The sequence below is a fragment of the Thermoanaerobacter brockii subsp. finnii Ako-1 genome (assembly GCF_000175295.2).
Classification (GTDB): Bacteria; Bacillota; Thermoanaerobacteria; order Thermoanaerobacterales; family Thermoanaerobacteraceae; genus Thermoanaerobacter; species Thermoanaerobacter pseudethanolicus.
Genome location: NC_014964.1, coordinates 291,884 through 310,637, shown reverse-complemented (window position 1 = coordinate 310,637; position 18,754 = coordinate 291,884). Strand labels below are relative to the sequence as shown.

Here is an 18,754-nt window from a genome sequence, read left to right as displayed (position 1 = left end):
TCATTATGGAGTTCAATATTCAAAAAATTTGTGCATACTTAAATATCTTTCCCCAGTATCAGGCAACACAGTTACAACTCGTTTTCCTTTCCCGATGCGATTTGCAACTTCAATTGCCGCAAAAACATTTGCGCCTGAAGAAATACCACAAAGAATTCCTTCTTGTTTTGCAAGTTTCATTGACATCTCAAAAGCATCTCTCTCTTTTACCTTTATAATTTCATCGATAACGTCAAGATTTAATGTGTCGGGAATAAATCCAGCTCCTATTCCTTGTATCTTATGAGGTCCAGGTTTGCCGCCTGACAATACAGGAGATTCCTCTGGTTCTACTGCAAAAATCTTTATATCTTTGTTATATTGCTTTAAAACTTTCCCTACTCCGGATATTGTTCCCCCTGTGCCTACACCTGCTACAAATGCATCTACTATTCCATTTGTATCTTTTAATATTTCTTTTGCCGTTGTAAGCTCATGTATTTCTGGATTCGCAGAATTTTTAAACTGATCTAAAATTATATAATCAGGATTCAATTCCAAAATTTCTTGTGCCTTTTTTATGGCTCCTTTCATGCCCTCTGCACCGGGTGTTAAAACAAGCTCTGCTCCATATGACAAAAGTAAATTTCGTCGTTCTATACTCATCGTATCAGGCATGACAAGAATCAATTTATACCCTTTTACAGCACTGACCATTGCAAGACCAATGCCTGTATTTCCACTGGTAGCTTCAACAATTGTCCCACCAGGTTTTAATCTTCCTTCTTCCTCAGCCCTTTTTATCATATTTAATGCAATTCTGTCCTTAACGCTCCCACCTGGGTTAAAAGACTCTAATTTTACTATGACCTCCGCTGCATTTTCAGGAACAATTTTATTTAACCTAATCATAGGTGTATTGCCTATAAGCTGGGTTATATCCTCATAAATTTTGTCTTCTCTTTCAGACATAATTTTTTGCCTCCTTTTAATTCCGAGTATTCCGATAAGAATTATAAATTTTCTCTTCTTAAAGTATCACAATCTTATATCAATGTCAATAGATACTTTCAAAATTCAGTTTATTTATAGGCAAAAAAGTCACGAAGATTTCTGTGTTTCCATAAACTTAAGGGGCGGTTTTAAACCGCCCCAGTTAGCACACGCAATGCATTAAGGACTGCAAGGAGAGCAACACCAACGTCGGCGAATACAGCTTCCCACATTGTAGGAACCCCTAAAGCACCAAGTGCTAAAACTACTATTTTTACTCCCAGCGCAAGAAGGATATTTTCCCATACTATTAATTTTGTTTTTTTGGATATCTTTATAGCTGTTACCAGTTTTGAAGGTTCATCTGTCATTAAAACTACATCGGCTGCTTCTATAGCAACATCTGACCCGATTCCACCCATTGCAACACCAACATCAGCTCTCGCTAAAACCGGTGCATCATTTATGCCATCACCGACAAATATGAGTTTGCCCTTTTTATTGTTAGCATATAACTTCTCAAGTATACCAACTTTCTCATTTGGAAAAAGTTCTGAATACACTTCATCAATCCTTAATGAAGCAGCGATTTTATCGCTGATAGCTTTGTTATCCCCCGTAAGCATGACAATCCTTTTAATGCCCATTTTCCTGAGACTTTCTATAGCTTTTGGGGAATCTTCCTTTACCTCATCAGATATGAGGATATAACCACAGTATTTGTTATCTATAGCTACATGGATGATAGTGCCTGTTGAGTCACCGGTAACACAATCAATATTTCCCATCTTCATTAATTTAGCATTGCCCACAAGGACTTCTTTTCCTTCTATATTTGCTCTTACGCCATTTCCTGAAATTTCTTCATACTTTTTTATTTTAGATCTGTCTACTTCTTTCCCATAGGCTTTTAAAATGGATTCTGCTATAGGATGATTTGAAAAACTTTCGGCATATGCCGCATATTCCAAAAGCGCATCCCTGCTCATGCCATTTACAGATTTAATTTTCGTCACCTTAAATACCCCTTTTGTAAGGGTACCTGTTTTATCAAATACAACAGTTTCTACATTGCTTAACGCTTCCAAATAGTTACTTCCTTTTACAAGGATGCCATTTTTTGAGGCAGCACCTATACCAGCAAAAAAGGTTAAAGGAATCGATAACACCAGTGCACAGGGGCACGATATTACAAGAAAAATAAGTGCTCTATATATAAATTCCTTGAAGGTTGCTGCTGGTATAATTAAAGGAGGAATTACTGCAATAATCAATGCCAAAAAAACAACAATAGGAGTGTAATATTTGGCAAACTTTGTCATAAATTTTTCTGTAGGAGCTTTCTTACTGCTAGCCTCTTCAATAAGTCCTAGTATTTTTGAAACAGTTGATTCTGCAAACTCTCTGGTTACTTCTATTGTGAGAAGTCCATTTTTATTTATAAAGCCACTTAAAACGTCCGCGCCTTTATAAACCTCTTTTAAAACAGATTCTCCTGTTAATGCAGAAGTATCCACCATCGATTCCCCTTCGATTACCTTCCCATCAAGTGGTATTTTTTCACCAGGCTTTACTATGATGACGTCTCCCGGTCTTACTTCTTGTGGTGAAACCCTCTTTATTTCATATCCAATTTTTAAGTTAGCATAATCGGGACGAATATTCATTAACTCTTTAATAGACCTTTTCGAACGGTCAACAGCAATATCCTGCAGAAGTTCCCCAATTTGGTAAAAAAGCATTACAGCTACACTTTCCGGATACTCTCCAATAACAAAAGCACCAATTGTCGCTATGCTCATAAGAAAATGTTCATCAAAAACCTGCCCTTTTAAAATCTTTTTACCAGCTGTTAAGATGACTTCTCCACCTACGATTATATAGCTTATGAAAAATAAAGTAAATTTAACATAAACAGATAAATTAAATATCAATGCAACAGTAAACAAGATAGCAGAAATTCCATATCGAATGCCCCTTCTCAATAGCTCATTATCATCTTTAATCTTTTCATTTTCATATTCAATAATTTCAACATTTGGTTCTATATTTTTTACGAGTTTTTTCAATTCTTTTATCGTTTTTTCCAGCTCATATGAATCATCTATTTCAACGGAAAGCTTGCTGTTGACAAAATCACAATTAGCATAAGTCACACCCTCTATCCTTTTCACACCCTCTTCTATTTTGGCAGCACAGCTTGCGCAATCAAGCCCTTTTAAAATAAATGACTTGTTATTATTTTGCACATTACTCACCCTCTATTCATTCACTCATTAATATGATTAAATCCCTGCTCAAATATTTTCTTTACATGGTCATCCGCTAAAGAATAATACACTACTTTTCCTTCTTTTTTAAATTTCACTAATTTATTTTGCTTTAATACTCGAAGTTGGTGGGAAACAGCAGACTGGCTCATGCCAAGAAGTGCCGCAATGTCACAAACACACATCTCTGATTCAAATAACGCACAGAGTATTTTTATCCTTGTAGTATCCCCAAATACTTTGAATAATTCTGCAAGGTCATATAATTTTGTTTCTTCGGGCATAATTTCTTTTACTTTGTTTACAATATCTTCATGTATTATAGTAACTTCACAAGCCTCTGCTTTATTTCCTTTCTCCTTCATAAAAAGCACCTCAATACTTGAACATATGAATAATTGTTCATATATTAGTATATAATTATTTTTCCCTCATGTCAATATCAGAAATCTGATGAATGTTATTATTCTGTGATATTGCCATATTAAAAGTATTCTGCGATAATGTCAGTATGAAAAGGGGAGAAATAATATGGCAAAGAGGGAATTACAAAAATTAATCATCATTCAAAAAAACAAATGCAAGAACACTAACAGTGAGGGAAGCTGCATTGTAAGCCATAAAGTGGTATTGTCTTTTTTTGTTATTTTACAGGGAATAATTGTATTTGTATACTACTAATGTAAACTACTTTCCTATTGTTAAAGCTGTCTTATGGTAATAAATTCTATTTTTGGGTTAATTATTACGATAACAATGACATTTTCGGTGAATAGTTTTTAATGAAATGCCACGCTCCATCAATTGAAGTAAGTTCAAAAGTAATGCCTGCAAAAACTAGTGCAGAAACAGAATGCACAACATTTAAACCAAGATAAAAATAACTAAAGAAAACCATTGATAAGTATTCAACGTTTCAGACTTTAGACATAACAGAAAAGTCTCCGCATTTACAAAGCTTACAATGCAGGTATTACTGATATTACAATTATCGCAATTGTTACCAATCCAAAGTGGTCTCTCACTATTTGCAGATTCATATAGAAGACCCTTTCCCTATTAATATATAATACAAATCAATTTAAAGATGCCTGCATGCAATGATATAATCATTTTTCTTCAAGTCGTTTTTTTCGTTCAAGATATTCTTCTTCGCTTATTTCCCCTCTTGCATATCTTTCTTTTAAAATTTCTATCGCATCCCTCTCTTTGTTTCTATTTTTTGTGCCTCGAAATAATGATATAATAAGATATATTGCAGCAACTATTAAACCTATCTCTATTGCCATCCAGACAATGCTCCAAATAAATCCACCTATTCCATATCCCCAGCCCCAGCCATACATCATTCTCATCATAATGTTTTCACCATCCCTTCTTCCTTTCAAAAATAATTATACACCGCCATTATGAAAAACTTATGAACCAGTTTTTATAGGGGAATTTTAACAATAAACTTACTCCCTTTATTTATCTCGCTTTCAACGTTTATTTTGCCTCCATGGGCTAGTACTATGGCTTTTGCAATCGAAAGCCCTATTCCACTTCCACCTGTTTCACGATTTCTTGATTTTTCTCCTCTGTAAAACCTTTCAAAAATAAAAGGAATATCATCTTTTGATATACCCATTCCATTATCTTCTACAATAAATACTGCATAATCGCCATCTTTATAAAAGTCTATTTTTATTTTGCCACCTACAGGAGTATATTTATTTGAATTTGATATTAGGTTAACAAAGACCTGTGCTATCCTGTCCTTATCGCCAAACAACATAATGTTATCTTCGATGTTCTTTACAACTTCTTGTTCTTTTTCAGCAAAAGATGCTTCAAAATTTGTTAAAATGCTCTTTACTAATTCGCTTGCGTCAAATTTGATTTTATTAAGCTTTAACATGTCAGATTCAAATTTATTCAATGTTTCAAGGTCTTTTACAATATTTATAAGTCTTAAGACCTCTTCATTTAAACTCTTCAGTCTTTCATACGTAGGCTCCCAAACCCCATCAAGCATTGCTTCAATATGACTGTGCAATGTTGTCAATGGTGTTCTAAGCTCATGTGCAATGTCAGAGGTCATTTGTTTTCTTAGTATTTCTTGATATTTTAAAGATTCTCCAAGGTGGTTTATTGCAGCTGTGAGCTTAAATAGCTCTTCTTCTTTAGGTATATCATAAACCTTTGCAGTAAAATCACCTTTTTCAAGCTTTTTAGCAACTTCCGTAATATTAATTAACGGTCTTGTAATATAATTTGACACATAAATACTTATAATCAATGCTATAAAAATAGCTATCACCGTTGCTATAACATTATATCTACTAATGTCATATAAAAACTTAAAATCCAAGTCACTCATCATTATCGGCCCATAATAAATTATATCCACATATCCCACTGTTTTTTCATCTACAATGATGGGAAGAGTTTTTTCAGAAATATTTTTCTTATTCCATTTTCCCATCATATTCATCATATATGACATTGAAGAAAAATCCCATATAATCTTGCCATCTTTATCTCTAAGTCTTAATCCATATCCTTCCATCATAGCTGCATGACCAATTTCACGCCCTGTTGTACTTTTCCACCCCCCCTCAGATTTATACACTGCAGCAAGAGTGTTAGCTATATTGCTAAATTCTTTATCTGTTGACTTTGTAACATAATTTCCAAAGCTATTTATTATTAAGATGTTTGTTGTAATACTTACAATAACAATCGATATAAGAGCTATTGAAATAAATACAATAGCCGTCCTTGTTCTTAAATTATTTCTAAACATTTCCATCACCAAATTTATATCCAACACCATACACCGTTTTAATATACACTGGATTTTTCGTATCGTCTTCAATTTTTTGTCTTAAATTTTTAATATGTGCATCAATCGTCCTGTCATAGCCTTCATAGTCAAATCCCATAACTTTTTCAATTAATTCTTCTCTTGTAAAGACTCTGTTAGGATTGCGAATTAAAAACTTTAAAATTTTAAATTCGTTTGGAGTGAGATTTACAACTACTCCTTTTTTCTTCACCGTGTGTGCTTTAAAATCGACCACAAGGTCATCATTATTAAAAGACATTACTTCAGCAAGAGGTACATCATCACTTGTCCTCCTTAATATTGCCTTTACTCTCATAACCAATTCACGTGGGCTGAATGGTTTTGTAAGATAGTCATCAGCACCTATAGAAAATCCATTAATTTTATCACTTTCTTGAACTTTTGCTGTAAGCATCAATATCGGAACATTGGAAAACTGCCGTATCCTCTTGCACAGTTCCTCTCCTGAAATACCTGGCAACATAAGATCAAGTATAACAAGATCCGGTTTTTCTTTTTTGAATGTATTTAAAACGTTATTGCCATTGGTTTCGGTAATAACGCTAAATCCCTCATGTTCAAGATATGACTTTACAACTTCCAGTATTTTTATTTCGTCATCAACAACAAATATCTTTTTACCCATTTTTCAACCATCCTTTATCATTTTATTGTAAAATTATGAATAATGTATGAAAATAGCTTGATAAATTTCTTTCTTCATATATTATACATCACGGCTTATGAAAATCTAACCATCTATTTTTAGAAATCATTCTAATTAAGCTGTATTTACCAACAGTTTATATCTTTTTTCTCTTCATATTTTCTTCAAAAGTAAGTTTTAAAATAAAGGTGAAAGCAAGTTAACAATTTTTCGATAAATAGAAAGGAGTTGAAAAGTATGGGTCTTATATTAATCTTGGCAATTGGCTTTTATTTGTACAAAACAGGTAACCTGCAAAGAATGATTAATAATTTACATGAAAACAAAAATTACCAAACAAACGAAGCAAAAAGAATACTCGATATACGCTTGGCTAAAGGTGAAATTACAGAAGAAGAAGAATATAACAAATTAAAAAGTATTTTGTAAAATTTAAATATTTAGAGAGGAGGAGAAAATAATGTTTGGAGGATATATGATGGGTGGTTTAGGTCGTTGGTTTGGAGGATATTATCCTTGTGGTTATGGAACTTGGTTCGGTGGTGGACTTACCAATATATTGTTCTTAATTTTAATAGGTGTAGTAATTTACTTGCTAGTAAAACAGATTAGAAATGTTAACTTTTTTAAGAAACACGATACAGATCCTAATAATGAAGCATTAGAAATTGCCAAGTTAAGATACGTTCGCGGTGAAATCACTTTAGACGAATATACAGAAATAGTAAAAATGTTAAAAAAATAAACCAAATAATTTAATATTATTGTTGTTACATCATAGTGTAAAATTATCGTAGGATTTTTTAAGTAAAAAAATAAACAAGAGACAACCCCTGTGATAAAATAGAATTTGCAAACACAAAATCACAGAAAGGAGTTGTCTCTTGTGAACAATAATCTAAATAATATTATACTACAATTTCATTGGATTTCAGTAATGATATGATGAAAATATTTAAAAAGAGTTAGAAGAAGGGATGGATTTAACTGAGATTATTCCGGAAATCAAGAAAAAGTCAGATGAATTAGGAGCGAAGGTAGCTGTGCTATTTATAGAGGAATTAGACAAGATAATAAAAGAGGACAAAAAGGAGTATTATACATAGAAGCGGATGAAGACCATGTAGCTTTACAAGATGGAAAAAAAGAAATGCCAAGGCTTGTATACATACATGAAGGAAGAGAAACAAAAAATGGTAGGAATAAACTAAAGAACGTCTATTACGAGACTGTAAAAAATTTTGTGTAAACTGATTAAAAACCTCTTTCTTGGTAAGAATTAGAATATATACAAAACCAAGAAGGAGGTTTTAAAAATGTCACTATTGACAAAAGAACAATTAAGAAATTTCATTAGTGAAAACAATATTCAATCTATTCCAGACCTTTATACATCATTAAAAAACCTTTTTAAAGATACTATTCAAGAAATGCTTGAAGCAGAACTTTCAACAGAACTTGGCTACGAAAGATATGACAAAAAAGACAAAGATACTCAAAATTCAAGAAATGGCTATACTCAAAAGACGGTAAAAACTCAATTTGGTGAGATGGAAATTGATATTCCAAGAGACAGACAAGGAGAATTTGAACCTAAAATAGTTCCAAAATACAAAAGAGACATATCAGGAATTGAAGAAAAAGTAATAGCTCTATATGCAAGAGGAATGTCAACAAGAGATATTCATGACCAGATAAAAGACCTGTATGGAATAGAACTATCTGCAGAAATGGTAAGCAAAATAACCGAAAGAATAGTACCAGAAATAAAAGAATGGCAATCAAGGCCATTAGAAAAGATATACACTTTCATATTTATGGATGCCATCCATTACAAAGTAAGAACAGACGGTCATATTATCAATAGAGCAGCTTATGTAGTATTAGGGGTAACGATAGAAGGCATAAAAGATGTATTAGGGATTTGGATTGGAGAAAATGAGAGTTCAAGATTCTGGCTTGGAGTATTAAATGAGCTAAAGAACAGAGGAGTAGAAGATGTTATAGTATTTTCTGTAGATGGATTAACAGGGATAAAAGAAGCAATACAAGCAGCATTTCCAAAATCAGAGATACAAAGATGTATAATACATCAATTAAGGAACTGCTTCAAATATGTGTCATATAAACACCTTAAAGAATTCAGTAAAGATTTTAAAGCAGTATATCAATCAGCTAATGAAGAAATAGCAAGGGATGAATTTGAGAAATTAAAAAACAAATGGCAGAATCTATATCCTTATGCCATAAAGAGTTGGGAGAATAACTGGGATGTATTAAGTCCATTTTACAAATTCCCTGAAGAAGTAAGGAAAATAATGTATACAACAAACATAATTGAAGGATTCCACAGGCAGTTAAGGAAAGTTACAAAATCAAAAACAATATTTCCATCTGATGAAGCATTAGAAAAAATGCTATACTTAGTAACAATGAATGTATTAAAGAAATGGACAGTGAGGTATAAAAACTGGGATATAGTATTAAATCAATTAATCATAATGTATCCTGGAAGACTTGAAAAATACTTATAGGGGGCGAAGCCCGAAAAAATTTTTTCTCTAGAACCTTTGAATCCCTGGGTCTTCAAAGGTTCTAGAGAAAAGCTTACAGTATCCCTAATTAAATATTTTAACCAAAATTATTCACTTTCATGCATAAGATGTAGAAAAAAGGTTATACTAAAGATTGATCAAATAAAAAATGTTAACTGATTCTTGCTGAGAAAGAGGATAAAATTAATCTAAATACACAAAATATTTTTCACTCCCTCTATTACAAAACATATGTAGGAGAAGAATGTACTGGCCCCTATTTATTTGGACTTAAACGACTAAAACTCCTCGGCTCGCATTGTTTCGTAAAATTTCTTTGTAAAACTTGCTTGGCGGAATTGGATTTATGTGGATTTATGTCAATATAGTAGACACAAAAACTCGAAATTTTTATGCTGACTTTTTAATCAAAACCTCAAATTGTTGCGGAGTCATATACCCTATACTACTATGTAGTCTCTTTCTATTATACCAGGATTCAATATACTCGAATATAGCAAGTCTGGCAGTATCAAAATCATAGTAAGTAGCTAAATTTACTTCTTCCTTTTTTAAAGAAGCATGAAAAGATTCTATACATGCATTATCATAAGGGCATCCTTTGTGACTAAATGAGTGTTTTATGTTACCTTTGGATAATATATATTCTTGAAATTTGGTGCTTGTATACTGTGAACCTAAATCACTATGGAGTATAAGCTTTCCCTGTGGCTTTTGAGCATTATAGGCATTTTCTACAGCACGAATAGCAAGCTCTGTATCCATCGTTTTAGAAAACGCATAGCCAATGACTTTCTTGGTATAAAGATCTATTACTGTGGCAAGGTAACACCATTTGTCCTTGACAGTGTAAATATGCGTTATATAGGAGCTCCTTAAAACCTTTAAAACTTCACACATTTATTTAACATCATAATATTTTTTATTTTCCTCAATAAACTCAAATATAGAGCTTACTCCTTTTCGAATATGGCCATGGCTTTTTTTAATATTTCATTCTCCTCTTCAAGTCTTGCCATCTTCTTTAACATAGCCTGATATTCTTCTACTGTAATTGTTGTGCCTTTGTTGTCTATATTTATTGGTTTTGCTTTTTTTAACCAACCTGATATTGTGGATTTTGAGATGCCATATTCGCTTGAAAGCTCTGATAGACTTTTACCATGGTTATACAACTCTACTATAGTATTCTTGAATTCATCATTATATTTTCTTTGTCCTCTTGGCATTTTGTAGACACTTCCTCTCTTTATATTTTTATTTTATCCTGTTCGAGTTAAAGTGTCTACAATAATATACTAACACCAATTCTCCATGAAATACTTTATATAGACATAAATTTAGGTGCAAACCCAGCTTCTAGTTTAGCGTCCAACTTTAAGATGTACTAATAGCTACATAATTTTGATCCTAAAATATTCTATATATTCCTATTTTTTAAACATAATAGCTAAATATGATTTACTATTTATTAGTTAACTTTATATAATTGTGTAAAAATGGATTGAACCTTTCCCTACCCTGCAGTTAAAACTAAAGTAATTAAAGCTAAAAAACTAACTATAAAGGTGGTAAATAGCTCAATATATCATATTTATCCATTATTAAACAATATTACATTAGTTTAACTCTCACAAACTATATAAACCATATCCCAAACTCTTAATTCTGGTATAACAAATCTAATAGCTTTCCCATGTTCATGAGGTACATATTCATAATCCAGTTTCTTCGGTTTACCAGAATCAATGTCTGGTGATGCTAAATATACACCTTTTACACTTTCTGCTACAAGTACAGTAGCTTCAATATTATTTATAATTTTGGGCCTTATCTCCTTGCCCTCATTCCATTTCATGCTTTGTACTCCAGTAAAGTTGACAAGATGTATTATTTTATATCCCTCTTTTTCCTTTACCAGAGTCCATACACTATTCTTTTCAGCTTTTGGTGAAAACTTTGTACCTTTAAAAACATACTCAGTATTTATTCCTCCAGTATATGTCATGGTATTATCAACAATGTTAAAATCATATAAGAATTCTTCATATCTTACAATAAAATCATAATAGTCTCTTAACTCTCTAATAAATCTTTCACTGTCTATTGTTGTATAATTAGGGTAATAGGCCTCTGTTAATATGCCGTTTAATTCACCAAGCAAAAGGTGAAAACCACCGCTTGCAAATATTGTAGCCATCACCATAATTGTAGCATTTTCTGCATATTCTATCGGTATATTTGACCTCTTTGAAAAAGGCTCCATATATGCTGCAAGAATAACCTGCTTATCAGGAGCATATTTTTTCGCATTTGTAATTAAATTATATAAATCCTGATACGTATCATTTGGAGGCCATACTTCTATATATACAACGTCTTGTTTTGCACTTGCTACTGTATCAATAGGCCAGTTATTTACAGCATTAAAAATTAAGGCAGGTTTATATCCGTTTTTCTCAATATACTCCCTTGTATCATTTATTAAAACAGTAAATTCGTCCCTTAGCTTTCTTATTTTTTTAACCTGGTCAGTAACACTCAATGCCTCTTTGGGGAAACCGTACTGGTCCATGTGTATACCATCAAATCCAAATTTAATGGCCTTTAAAAATTCAGATATTATGTGATCATGCCATCCACATTTCTTTGATATATCCATAATGTAAATCAAATTTATAAGATCAAAAACAGTTCCATCATTTTTATACAGTGCCCAAACTTTATGCTCCTCATAAAATTCCTTTTCACAGCCATAAACAGCACCATAAGCAATAGCCATCATACCAAATTTGTGAGCATAATCAATTTTCTGTTTTACCACATCAATTGACAAATTCCTACCAAGAGGATCAGCAAAACTATTAGTCGGGGGTAACAGTTCATGATGTCTATACATCCAGTCATAAAACTGTACTACATTTATATGATATTTGTTCAACTGTACTAAATCTTTATCATCGTTTTTATCTCTATCAAAAAAATCCGATAGAAAACCGTATCTCGGTGCTAATTTCCATGACTCGGTAATATCAAACGATGTTGATAAACTGTTAATCTTTTCATTATTCCTGTACAAATCCACTTCAACCCCAAAGCCCATCATTTCTTTTTCGTTTTTTTCTATATTAAACTCAAAAACAACTTTTTCGTCATGCAATTTTAATTCTTTTTCTGTTTTATAAAGTATGTCATAAAAATTTAAAACAGTACACGATACAGTATAGTTACCTAAATCATCCGTTACCTCAAATGTTGCAATAATTTCAACTTTTTCACCAGGCCTATATTGTGATTTTGACGGATACACATCTTTAATCCTCAAGTTGTACACCTGCCTTTTTAAGTTCATAGTCAAGTACTAAATACATAGCGTGTGACCACAATAATGGCTTTGCAATATTACCCCACTTATTAACCCAATAGGGATAATAAACTTCATTATTTAAATGATAAGGTACCTGTTCTGGCAGATATCCATTTTCATCCGCTTGCTCTTCTATCCATTTTTTTACTTCTTCCGCTTTTTTATAATCACCTGATTTGCAATAGTAAAGCCCCATCCATGCAGATAACAATATCCATTGGCCGCCACCATAATAAGTATCTTTTCTATAGCGGTGCATTCCCCCATTGTGTAAAAGTTCTTTTTCTATTCTTTTAATTGTATTTAGAAATATCTCATCATTTACATCAACTACTTCAAAAGGTATTGCCAGCCATATCAAACTACTGTCAACACTATTGCTTCCTACGTATTTTACAAAACTATTTTCAACAACACAGTTTGTCAAAATATAGGTCTTTATTTTATTCGCTAATTCTTTAACTTTATCATCATTTAAATACTTGTTTATAGAATTAAGTCCCCCATAAAGGCATGCTAGCGTAGAGGTATGTATTTTATCACTATTTTCTTCCCATACATCAAAATTAGGATAATACCATAAATTATCAATGTATTTAATTGTAATATCTATGCTTTTGAAAAAATCATTTATGAGTTCCGTCTTACCTGTAATTTTTATATGTTCTGATAATCCCCAAAGCCATGTGCCATATCCATCAAGTTGAAAATTACCCCATCCACTATCTTTCTCTTCATAACCTTCCAGCGTATATCGCGCATAAAGAAAGTCATTCGGTTCAAGTTTATTGCCATTTTTTATTTTCTCTATAATTTTATCCACTTTATAACTATATCTTATTATCACTTCATTTACCCAACGATAAAATTTCTCTGCTTCAGCATACTGACCCATTAAATCCATAGAATACGCAATGAAACTGCCATCTCTCAACCAACTGAAATGATATGTTGGGAATGAAGGTGATGCTACAAATGAACCATATTCTGATTGATTATTTTTAATAATTTTAATACTCTTTTCTACCAAATTCTCCATTTCAATTCCTCCAAAAATTATTTTTTAATAAATATCATGTCCCAGTATTGCAGTTCAGGAACAGATATTTCCAGATATTTACCTTTACTATCTTCCTTCTTTTTAAATTGAAGTTTCATAACCTTACCATCATTAATATCTGGTGAAGCAAGATAAACATTTTTAATATTATCATTCTCTAAGTAATACTTCACCTTAAAATCTTTTATTATAGGTGGCGCGCTATAATTCCCTAGATCATCTCTCCAGTTCGAAACCTCAATACCAAGTAAATTTATCATGTGTATAACATCATACCCATCTTTTTGTTTCGCATATGTCCATACTGTTCGTGCTGAACCATTGTTACTTATCTCAATTCCAGGTATCTCTATTTTGTTATCTGATTCTTTAAGCCCATCTCTTAACAGATTTTCATATGCTGTTAAAAAGTCATAGTAATTTCTCATAGCTTTTACAAGTGATTCCGACATTTTTAAATTTGCTGACGGAAAATACTCTTTTGAAAGCATTCCCGTATCACCAAGCTCAATATGGTCGCCACCAGCAGCAAATATTGCAGCATCAGTAAGTCTTACACTATGTTTATTAAATTCAGCACTTCTATCTGCAATGCCATAATTCATATACGCAGCTACAACAGTAGCTTTCTTGCCATCAGAATAATTATATCCATTATCGACAGTTTGTTTTAAAAAGTTATAATGAGCTCTTGCCGGCGGCCAAATTTCCACATATAAAAAGTCTACGTCAGCACCAGACGCAACATTAATAAGACCATATTCATTTACAGTATTGCATACTATTCTTTTCCCTAATGCATTTTTCGCATTGTTTAGAAAATCTGCATACGTAAAAGATAGTTCTACTGGATTTCCGTTGTAGTCATAAACCATACCTCTTGGCCCTAATGTATCTACATGCCATACATCAAAGTTATAAACCCTAAAAGCATCTTTTTCAGCATTAAAAATGTAGTTTTGCCAGTCTTTATTTGCAGGATTAAAAAGGTACAATCTATCTGTCGCCCATGTATGTGGAAGTGGATGGTTATCTTGTTCTTCATGATTGGGATCTTTATAAAGACCCCACTCTGGTTTCGCCCCGTCTTTTACATAATCGAAATATCCTCCATACATAAGATTATAATTTGCAACCATTATGTTTTTAGAGTGAGCAAGTTCAATGTAGTCCTTAACTGTCTGGCCATAGATATCCCTGTTTGCTATGTCTTTCCATTTTGGATCTGGGTTTTCAACTGTCCCGGCTAACGGCTTGTTATGTTTGTATTGCCAGTCATAAAACAATAATCCGTTTAAATGATATTTATTAAGGTCTTCAATAATAAGGGCAGACTTTTCTTTGCTCTGTTCCGGAAAATTAGCTATATATCCGTATCTTGGGAATTTTGACCAATCAGAAGAAACATCCACAGCAGTATTCTTGTTATCTATTGCTTTATTTCCTTTTACGGCATAGACTTCCACTAAATATCCTTTAAAATCATCTTTCGGAGCTTCCCAAAATATATTCAATTGTTTTTTCTGACCACTTTTTATATTTACTTGTATTTTTGCTTTCCCCACAATACTCTCAAGATGTTTATAAAAAATATAAATCGTTCCACGAAAATCTTCTTGTAGTTCATTATTCAATTCTATCTTTACGGTTACTTTATCACTTGGATAATATCTTGCTTTATCTGTATATACATCGCTTATTAGTTTGCCTTTTGTTAAAGCTACTATATTATTGTCATCTTTAAAACTAAAAATATTTCTATACATGTAGAGTGCTCCAAATATAGCAGTTGATATTATTAATATTAACGCAATAATCTTTTTACTCAATTTTTAATCCTCTCCCATATTTATGAAACTCTATTATGCTCAACCTTTCAAAGCTCCTTCTTGGATACCTCCCCTTATAAAATACTTTTGGAATATGATAAATATTAAAATTATTGGTATAACAGCTATCAATGATGCTGCAAATACAAGTCCCCATTTTGTTGCAAACTGTCCCTGAAACATTCTTATCGCAATGGGCAATGTTCTTTTTATTGGGGTCTTTATTAGTGTCAATGCAGTGAAAAACTCATCCCATGTACCTGAAAAAGCAAAAATTGCAAAAGTTGCTAATGCAGGTTTTGAAAGTGGCAGTATTATGTGTCTGTATATAGTCCACCTAGAACCTCCATCAATAATAATTGACTCTTCCAATTCTCTTGGTATCTGTTCAAAAAAGCCCTTCAAAAAAAATGTATTTCCTGCAATTCCTCCTCCTACATATAGGAGTAAAAGTCCTGTATATGTGTCAACAAGATGCATTCCATTAATAACCGTATATTGTGCTACAATGTTTAAAACTCCTGGTACCATCATTGTAAAAAGATAGATATTAAAAATTAAATTTTTGCCAGGAAAATTGAACCTTGCAAACCCATATGCTGATAAGGTAGAAATAAAGAGAGACAATATTGTATTCGTTATTGCGAGAAATAAGCTATTTAAAAAGTATCTTTCGAAATTGTTAGCATTCCACGCCTCTATAAAATTGCCTAAGTATAAAGATTTTGGTATCAAAATAGGAGGATATGGCATAACATACGTATCTTGTGTCAAAGCTGTAGCTACCATGTACATAAAAGGAATAACCATGGCAGCAGAACAAATCAATAGCAAAATATGAATAATAAATTGACCAAATTTGCTTTTAACCATAAATATTGCCCCTTTTTAATAATTAAACTCATCATACTTCAAGAGTCTTTTTAGTAACAAAGTTATAGCCATAATTACTATACCAATTATTACACTAATTGCAGATGCATATCCGAATTCAAAATCTGAAAACGCCCTATTATACATATAATTCAAAAGCACATCCGTTGTACCAAGTGGAGCACCATTTGTTATCATCATAACTTGTATAAATACTCCAAATGCACCTATAATTAGATTTATCAATATAAAAAAAGTGGTAGGTTTTATTAACGGTATAATAATCTTAAAAAACGTTTGAACAGGGTTAGCCCCGTCTACTTCAGCAGCTTCGTACAGCTCATTTGGTATACCTTGAAGTGCTGCCAAGTATATAACCATTACCCATCCTATACCCTTCCATATGCCAAGAACCCAGATTACAAAGTTAGCTGTCCATGTATTCTGAAGCCAGGAAATAGGATTAGAAATTAAATGTAGCTTCAACAATGCATAATTAATTAGACCTTCTTTACCATCTGTAAATAAATATTTAAAAATTAATGAAACAACTATCCAGGAAGTAATTACAGGTATATATATCATAACTTTATATAAATTTTTCCCTTTGATTACATTGTTAATTAAAACTGCAACAATAAGCCCTATCGCCATTTGACCAGGTACTGTAACAACTCCATATAAAACCGTATTTCTAAAAGCTAACCAAAATTTTTCACTGTGAAACGCTCTCATAAAATTTGCAAACCCTACAAACTCACTGGGTTGCCCTGGCATTATATTGTAATTTGTAAAAGCCATATAAATATTTTTTATTTGTGGATAAACAACAAATACAGATAATAAAACTAACCCTAATCCTATAAAAGGCAAAACCTCAAACCATTCTTTAAATTTTTGCTTAAAATGGCTATTCTTTTTGTTATTTTTACTTTTATTTTCTAATATAGGCTGTGATAACATTGAATCCAACTCCTTTTTGTAAGAAGGATTAAGAGTACACTCCTAATCCTTCTTACAAAACTAATTTTAATTATTTTGCAAAAATTCATCTATTTGTTTTGCAGCTTCATCCAATGCCTGTTGAGGTGTTGCTTTACCTCTAAATACTTTCTCAAAGGCTTGACCTAAAGTTTCGTCTATCTTACCCCAATTTGGACTTGGTGTCCTTGGCCATGCAGTTTTTAATTGTTCAACATAAAGGCTAATAATCGGCTCACCACTTACCTCAGGTGAATTAGCTACATCCATATTTGTTGGTATAAGCCCTGCTTGTTTTGCCAGCAACTTCTGAGGTGTTTCAGAAAACATATATTTCATAAATATCCATGCCTCTTTAGGATGTTTAGTAGTTTTAAATAAAACAAGGTCTTCACCGCCTACAACTGATATGCTTCCTCCAGGTCCTTGCGGAAATAAAGCAGGTACTGTAGATTGCTTTGCAGCATCTCCTTGTATGCTGTAAAACCATGGGCCATCGTCAATCATGAGATAATTATTACCTTTCATACCACCCCACGTGTCTGGCTGTCCTCCTAAAATGCAAGGTCCAATTAATTTTTTATTATATAAATCTAGTAATTTCTGCAACGCAGCTACACTTTCAGGGCTATTCAAATATCCTGTAGCTTTTGTATATTTGTCGTCAGTAACTTTACCACCTAATGAAAGGAAATAAGGAGCAATTCCCCAAGGTCCTGTTCCACTGATTGCTATACCCCATCTATCTTTTCCCTTTATTTTTTCCGCAGCTGCAACAAGTTCATCAAAAGTCTTTGGCGGTTCTGTTAATCCTGCTTGTTGTAATAACGTTTTATTATATATTGCTATCTTAGTATTTGTATCTTGAGGAATTCCATAATAATGACCATTGAAATAGTTAGTTTCCATAGGTCCTTTAAATGCTTTTTCTTTTATAGCATCAAAACCCTCAAGGTTATCCACCGGTTGTAGTGCACCCAATTTCGCAAATTCTGGTACCCAAATTATATCCATCCTCATTACATCTGGAGTTGCATTACCTGCAACTGCTGATATTACTTGTTGTTTTAATCCATCGTAAGGCATTCGTGTAGCTTTTACTTTAATATTGGGATATTTCTGCTCAAAATCAGGGATAATTTGCTCATTTAAAATTTTATCTTCCGTATCACTGAAAGTATGCCAAAATTCAATTGTAACAGGTTCTACTTTTTGTGTATCGTTTGCAGAGGTATTATCAGTAGATTGCTTCGTACTACTGTTTGAACCACACCCTGGCAGTACAAATGTCAAAACCAAAATAGCTGCTACTAAAACACTTATCATCTTTTTACTCATTCTAAATTTCCC

Annotated in this window: 16 protein-coding genes and 3 pseudogenes; 6 read left to right on the top strand and 13 right to left on the bottom strand. The window is 32.5% G+C overall.

The genetic code is table 11. From position 1 onward, the window contains the following. Positions 1-12 precede the first annotated feature (12 nt). The 3 genes from cysK to THEBR_RS01415 form a co-directional block, all read right to left on the bottom strand. Positions 13-951 (bottom strand): cysteine synthase A, encoded by a 939-nt coding sequence (gene cysK, locus THEBR_RS01425; RefSeq protein ID WP_009053004.1) that lies wholly within the window; start codon positions 949-951, stop codon positions 13-15. A 170-nt stretch (positions 952-1,121) separates the two neighbouring features. Beyond that, positions 1,122-3,221 (bottom strand): heavy metal translocating P-type ATPase, encoded by a 2,100-nt coding sequence (locus THEBR_RS01420; RefSeq protein WP_012268960.1) that lies wholly within the window; start codon positions 3,219-3,221, stop codon positions 1,122-1,124. Between the two features lie 20 nt (positions 3,222-3,241). After that, entirely contained in the window at positions 3,242-3,607 is a 366-nt protein-coding gene (locus THEBR_RS01415; RefSeq protein WP_009053006.1) for an ArsR/SmtB family transcription factor, read from the bottom strand. A 417-nt stretch (positions 3,608-4,024) separates the two neighbouring features. Between THEBR_RS01415 and THEBR_RS11685 the strand changes: the two are divergent. Continuing rightward, a pseudogene (locus THEBR_RS11685) lies at positions 4,025-4,120 on the top strand (DUF1540 domain-containing protein); the annotation flags it as partial. Positions 4,121-4,351: 231 nt separating this feature from the next. On the opposite strand, the gene THEBR_RS01410 reads toward THEBR_RS11685, so the two are convergent. The 3 genes from THEBR_RS01410 to THEBR_RS01400 all read right to left on the bottom strand — a co-directional run bounded on the left by THEBR_RS01410 (position 4,352) and on the right by THEBR_RS01400 (position 6,718). After that, complete coding sequence (locus THEBR_RS01410; protein ID WP_009053008.1) at positions 4,352-4,600, bottom strand: SHOCT domain-containing protein; 249 nt, start codon at positions 4,598-4,600, stop codon at positions 4,352-4,354. A 74-nt stretch (positions 4,601-4,674) separates the two neighbouring features. Continuing rightward, positions 4,675-6,060 (bottom strand): sensor histidine kinase, encoded by a 1,386-nt coding sequence (locus THEBR_RS01405; RefSeq protein WP_013570775.1) that lies wholly within the window; start codon positions 6,058-6,060, stop codon positions 4,675-4,677. Beyond that, positions 6,023-6,718, bottom strand: coding sequence for a response regulator transcription factor (locus tag THEBR_RS01400; protein WP_012268958.1), 696 nt, complete (start codon positions 6,716-6,718; stop codon positions 6,023-6,025). Before THEBR_RS01400 ends, THEBR_RS01405 begins: the two co-directional genes overlap by 38 nt. Positions 6,719-6,976: 258 nt before the next feature. On the opposite strand from THEBR_RS01400, the gene THEBR_RS01395 reads away from it, so the two are divergent. From THEBR_RS01395 to THEBR_RS01385, 5 genes and pseudogenes are all read left to right on the top strand, one after another. Beyond that, positions 6,977-7,168 (top strand): SHOCT domain-containing protein, encoded by a 192-nt coding sequence (locus THEBR_RS01395; RefSeq protein WP_013570774.1) that lies wholly within the window; start codon positions 6,977-6,979, stop codon positions 7,166-7,168. 31 nt (positions 7,169-7,199) lie between these two features. Further along, positions 7,200-7,484: an SHOCT domain-containing protein gene (locus tag THEBR_RS01390; RefSeq protein WP_003868303.1), complete on the top strand. Its 285-nt coding sequence runs from the start codon at positions 7,200-7,202 to the stop codon at positions 7,482-7,484. Between the two features lie 232 nt (positions 7,485-7,716). Next, complete coding sequence (locus THEBR_RS12735) at positions 7,717-7,845, top strand: hypothetical protein (RefSeq protein WP_003868302.1); 129 nt, start codon at positions 7,717-7,719, stop codon at positions 7,843-7,845. Continuing rightward, positions 7,833-7,967 (top strand): annotated as a pseudogene (locus THEBR_RS12730) (UPF0236 family transposase-like protein); the annotation flags it as partial. The gene THEBR_RS12735 and the pseudogene THEBR_RS12730, both read left to right, overlap by 13 nt. Positions 7,968-8,055: 88 nt before the next feature. Continuing rightward, a complete protein-coding gene (locus THEBR_RS01385; RefSeq protein ID WP_012268955.1) occupies positions 8,056-9,273 on the top strand; it encodes an IS256 family transposase in 1,218 nt (405 codons plus the stop codon). A 411-nt stretch (positions 9,274-9,684) separates the two neighbouring features. Here the strand turns inward: THEBR_RS01385 and THEBR_RS11970 are convergent. The 7 genes and pseudogenes from THEBR_RS11970 to THEBR_RS01345 form a co-directional block, all read right to left on the bottom strand. After that, positions 9,685-10,523: pseudogene (locus THEBR_RS11970) on the bottom strand (IS3 family transposase). Positions 10,524-10,918: 395 nt separating this feature from the next. Continuing rightward, positions 10,919-12,604, bottom strand: a complete 1,686-nt coding sequence (locus THEBR_RS01370) for a glycoside hydrolase family 66 protein (protein ID WP_013570773.1) — start codon at positions 12,602-12,604, stop codon at positions 10,919-10,921. A gap of 4 nt (positions 12,605-12,608) precedes the next feature. Continuing rightward, positions 12,609-13,700 (bottom strand): glycoside hydrolase family 15 protein, encoded by a 1,092-nt coding sequence (locus THEBR_RS01365; RefSeq protein ID WP_012268953.1) that lies wholly within the window; start codon positions 13,698-13,700, stop codon positions 12,609-12,611. Between the two features lie 17 nt (positions 13,701-13,717). Beyond that, the gene (locus tag THEBR_RS01360) at positions 13,718-15,550 is read right to left on the bottom strand and encodes a glycoside hydrolase family 66 protein (protein WP_012268952.1); all 1,833 of its coding nucleotides are present in this window, start codon (positions 15,548-15,550) and stop codon (positions 13,718-13,720) included. A gap of 39 nt (positions 15,551-15,589) precedes the next feature. Further along, positions 15,590-16,423, bottom strand: coding sequence for a carbohydrate ABC transporter permease (locus THEBR_RS01355; protein ID WP_012268951.1), 834 nt, complete (start codon positions 16,421-16,423; stop codon positions 15,590-15,592). 15 nt (positions 16,424-16,438) lie between these two features. Further along, the gene (locus THEBR_RS01350) at positions 16,439-17,386 is read right to left on the bottom strand and encodes a carbohydrate ABC transporter permease (protein ID WP_012268950.1); all 948 of its coding nucleotides are present in this window, start codon (positions 17,384-17,386) and stop codon (positions 16,439-16,441) included. Positions 17,387-17,452: 66 nt separating this feature from the next. Further along, the gene (locus tag THEBR_RS01345) at positions 17,453-18,742 is read right to left on the bottom strand and encodes an extracellular solute-binding protein (protein ID WP_009052235.1); all 1,290 of its coding nucleotides are present in this window, start codon (positions 18,740-18,742) and stop codon (positions 17,453-17,455) included. Positions 18,743-18,754: the final 12 nt, after the last annotated feature.

Excerpts from the sequence above, each read along its gene's own strand:
- cysK (WP_009053004.1), bottom strand. The coding sequence starts at position 951 with ATGTCTGAAAGAGAAGACAAAATTTATGAGGATATAACCCAGCTTATA.
- THEBR_RS01415 (WP_009053006.1), bottom strand. The coding sequence starts at position 3,607 with ATGAAGGAGAAAGGAAATAAAGCAGAGGCTTGTGAAGTTACTATAATA.
- THEBR_RS01410 (WP_009053008.1), bottom strand. The coding sequence starts at position 4,600 with ATGATGAGAATGATGTATGGCTGGGGCTGGGGATATGGAATAGGTGGA.
- THEBR_RS01405 (WP_013570775.1), bottom strand. The coding sequence starts at position 6,060 with ATGGTGTTGGATATAAATTTGGTGATGGAAATGTTTAGAAATAATTTA.
- THEBR_RS01400 (WP_012268958.1), bottom strand. The coding sequence starts at position 6,718 with ATGGGTAAAAAGATATTTGTTGTTGATGACGAAATAAAAATACTGGAA.
- THEBR_RS01395 (WP_013570774.1), top strand. The coding sequence starts at position 6,977 with ATGGGTCTTATATTAATCTTGGCAATTGGCTTTTATTTGTACAAAACA.
- THEBR_RS01390 (WP_003868303.1), top strand. The coding sequence starts at position 7,200 with ATGTTTGGAGGATATATGATGGGTGGTTTAGGTCGTTGGTTTGGAGGA.
- THEBR_RS12735 (WP_003868302.1), top strand. The coding sequence starts at position 7,717 with ATGGATTTAACTGAGATTATTCCGGAAATCAAGAAAAAGTCAGATGAA.
- THEBR_RS01385 (WP_012268955.1), top strand. The coding sequence starts at position 8,056 with ATGTCACTATTGACAAAAGAACAATTAAGAAATTTCATTAGTGAAAAC.
- THEBR_RS01365 (WP_012268953.1), bottom strand. The coding sequence starts at position 13,700 with ATGGAGAATTTGGTAGAAAAGAGTATTAAAATTATTAAAAATAATCAA.
- THEBR_RS01355 (WP_012268951.1), bottom strand. The coding sequence starts at position 16,423 with ATGGTTAAAAGCAAATTTGGTCAATTTATTATTCATATTTTGCTATTG.
- THEBR_RS01350 (WP_012268950.1), bottom strand. The coding sequence starts at position 17,386 with ATGTTATCACAGCCTATATTAGAAAATAAAAGTAAAAATAACAAAAAG.
- THEBR_RS01345 (WP_009052235.1), bottom strand. The coding sequence starts at position 18,742 with ATGAGTAAAAAGATGATAAGTGTTTTAGTAGCAGCTATTTTGGTTTTG.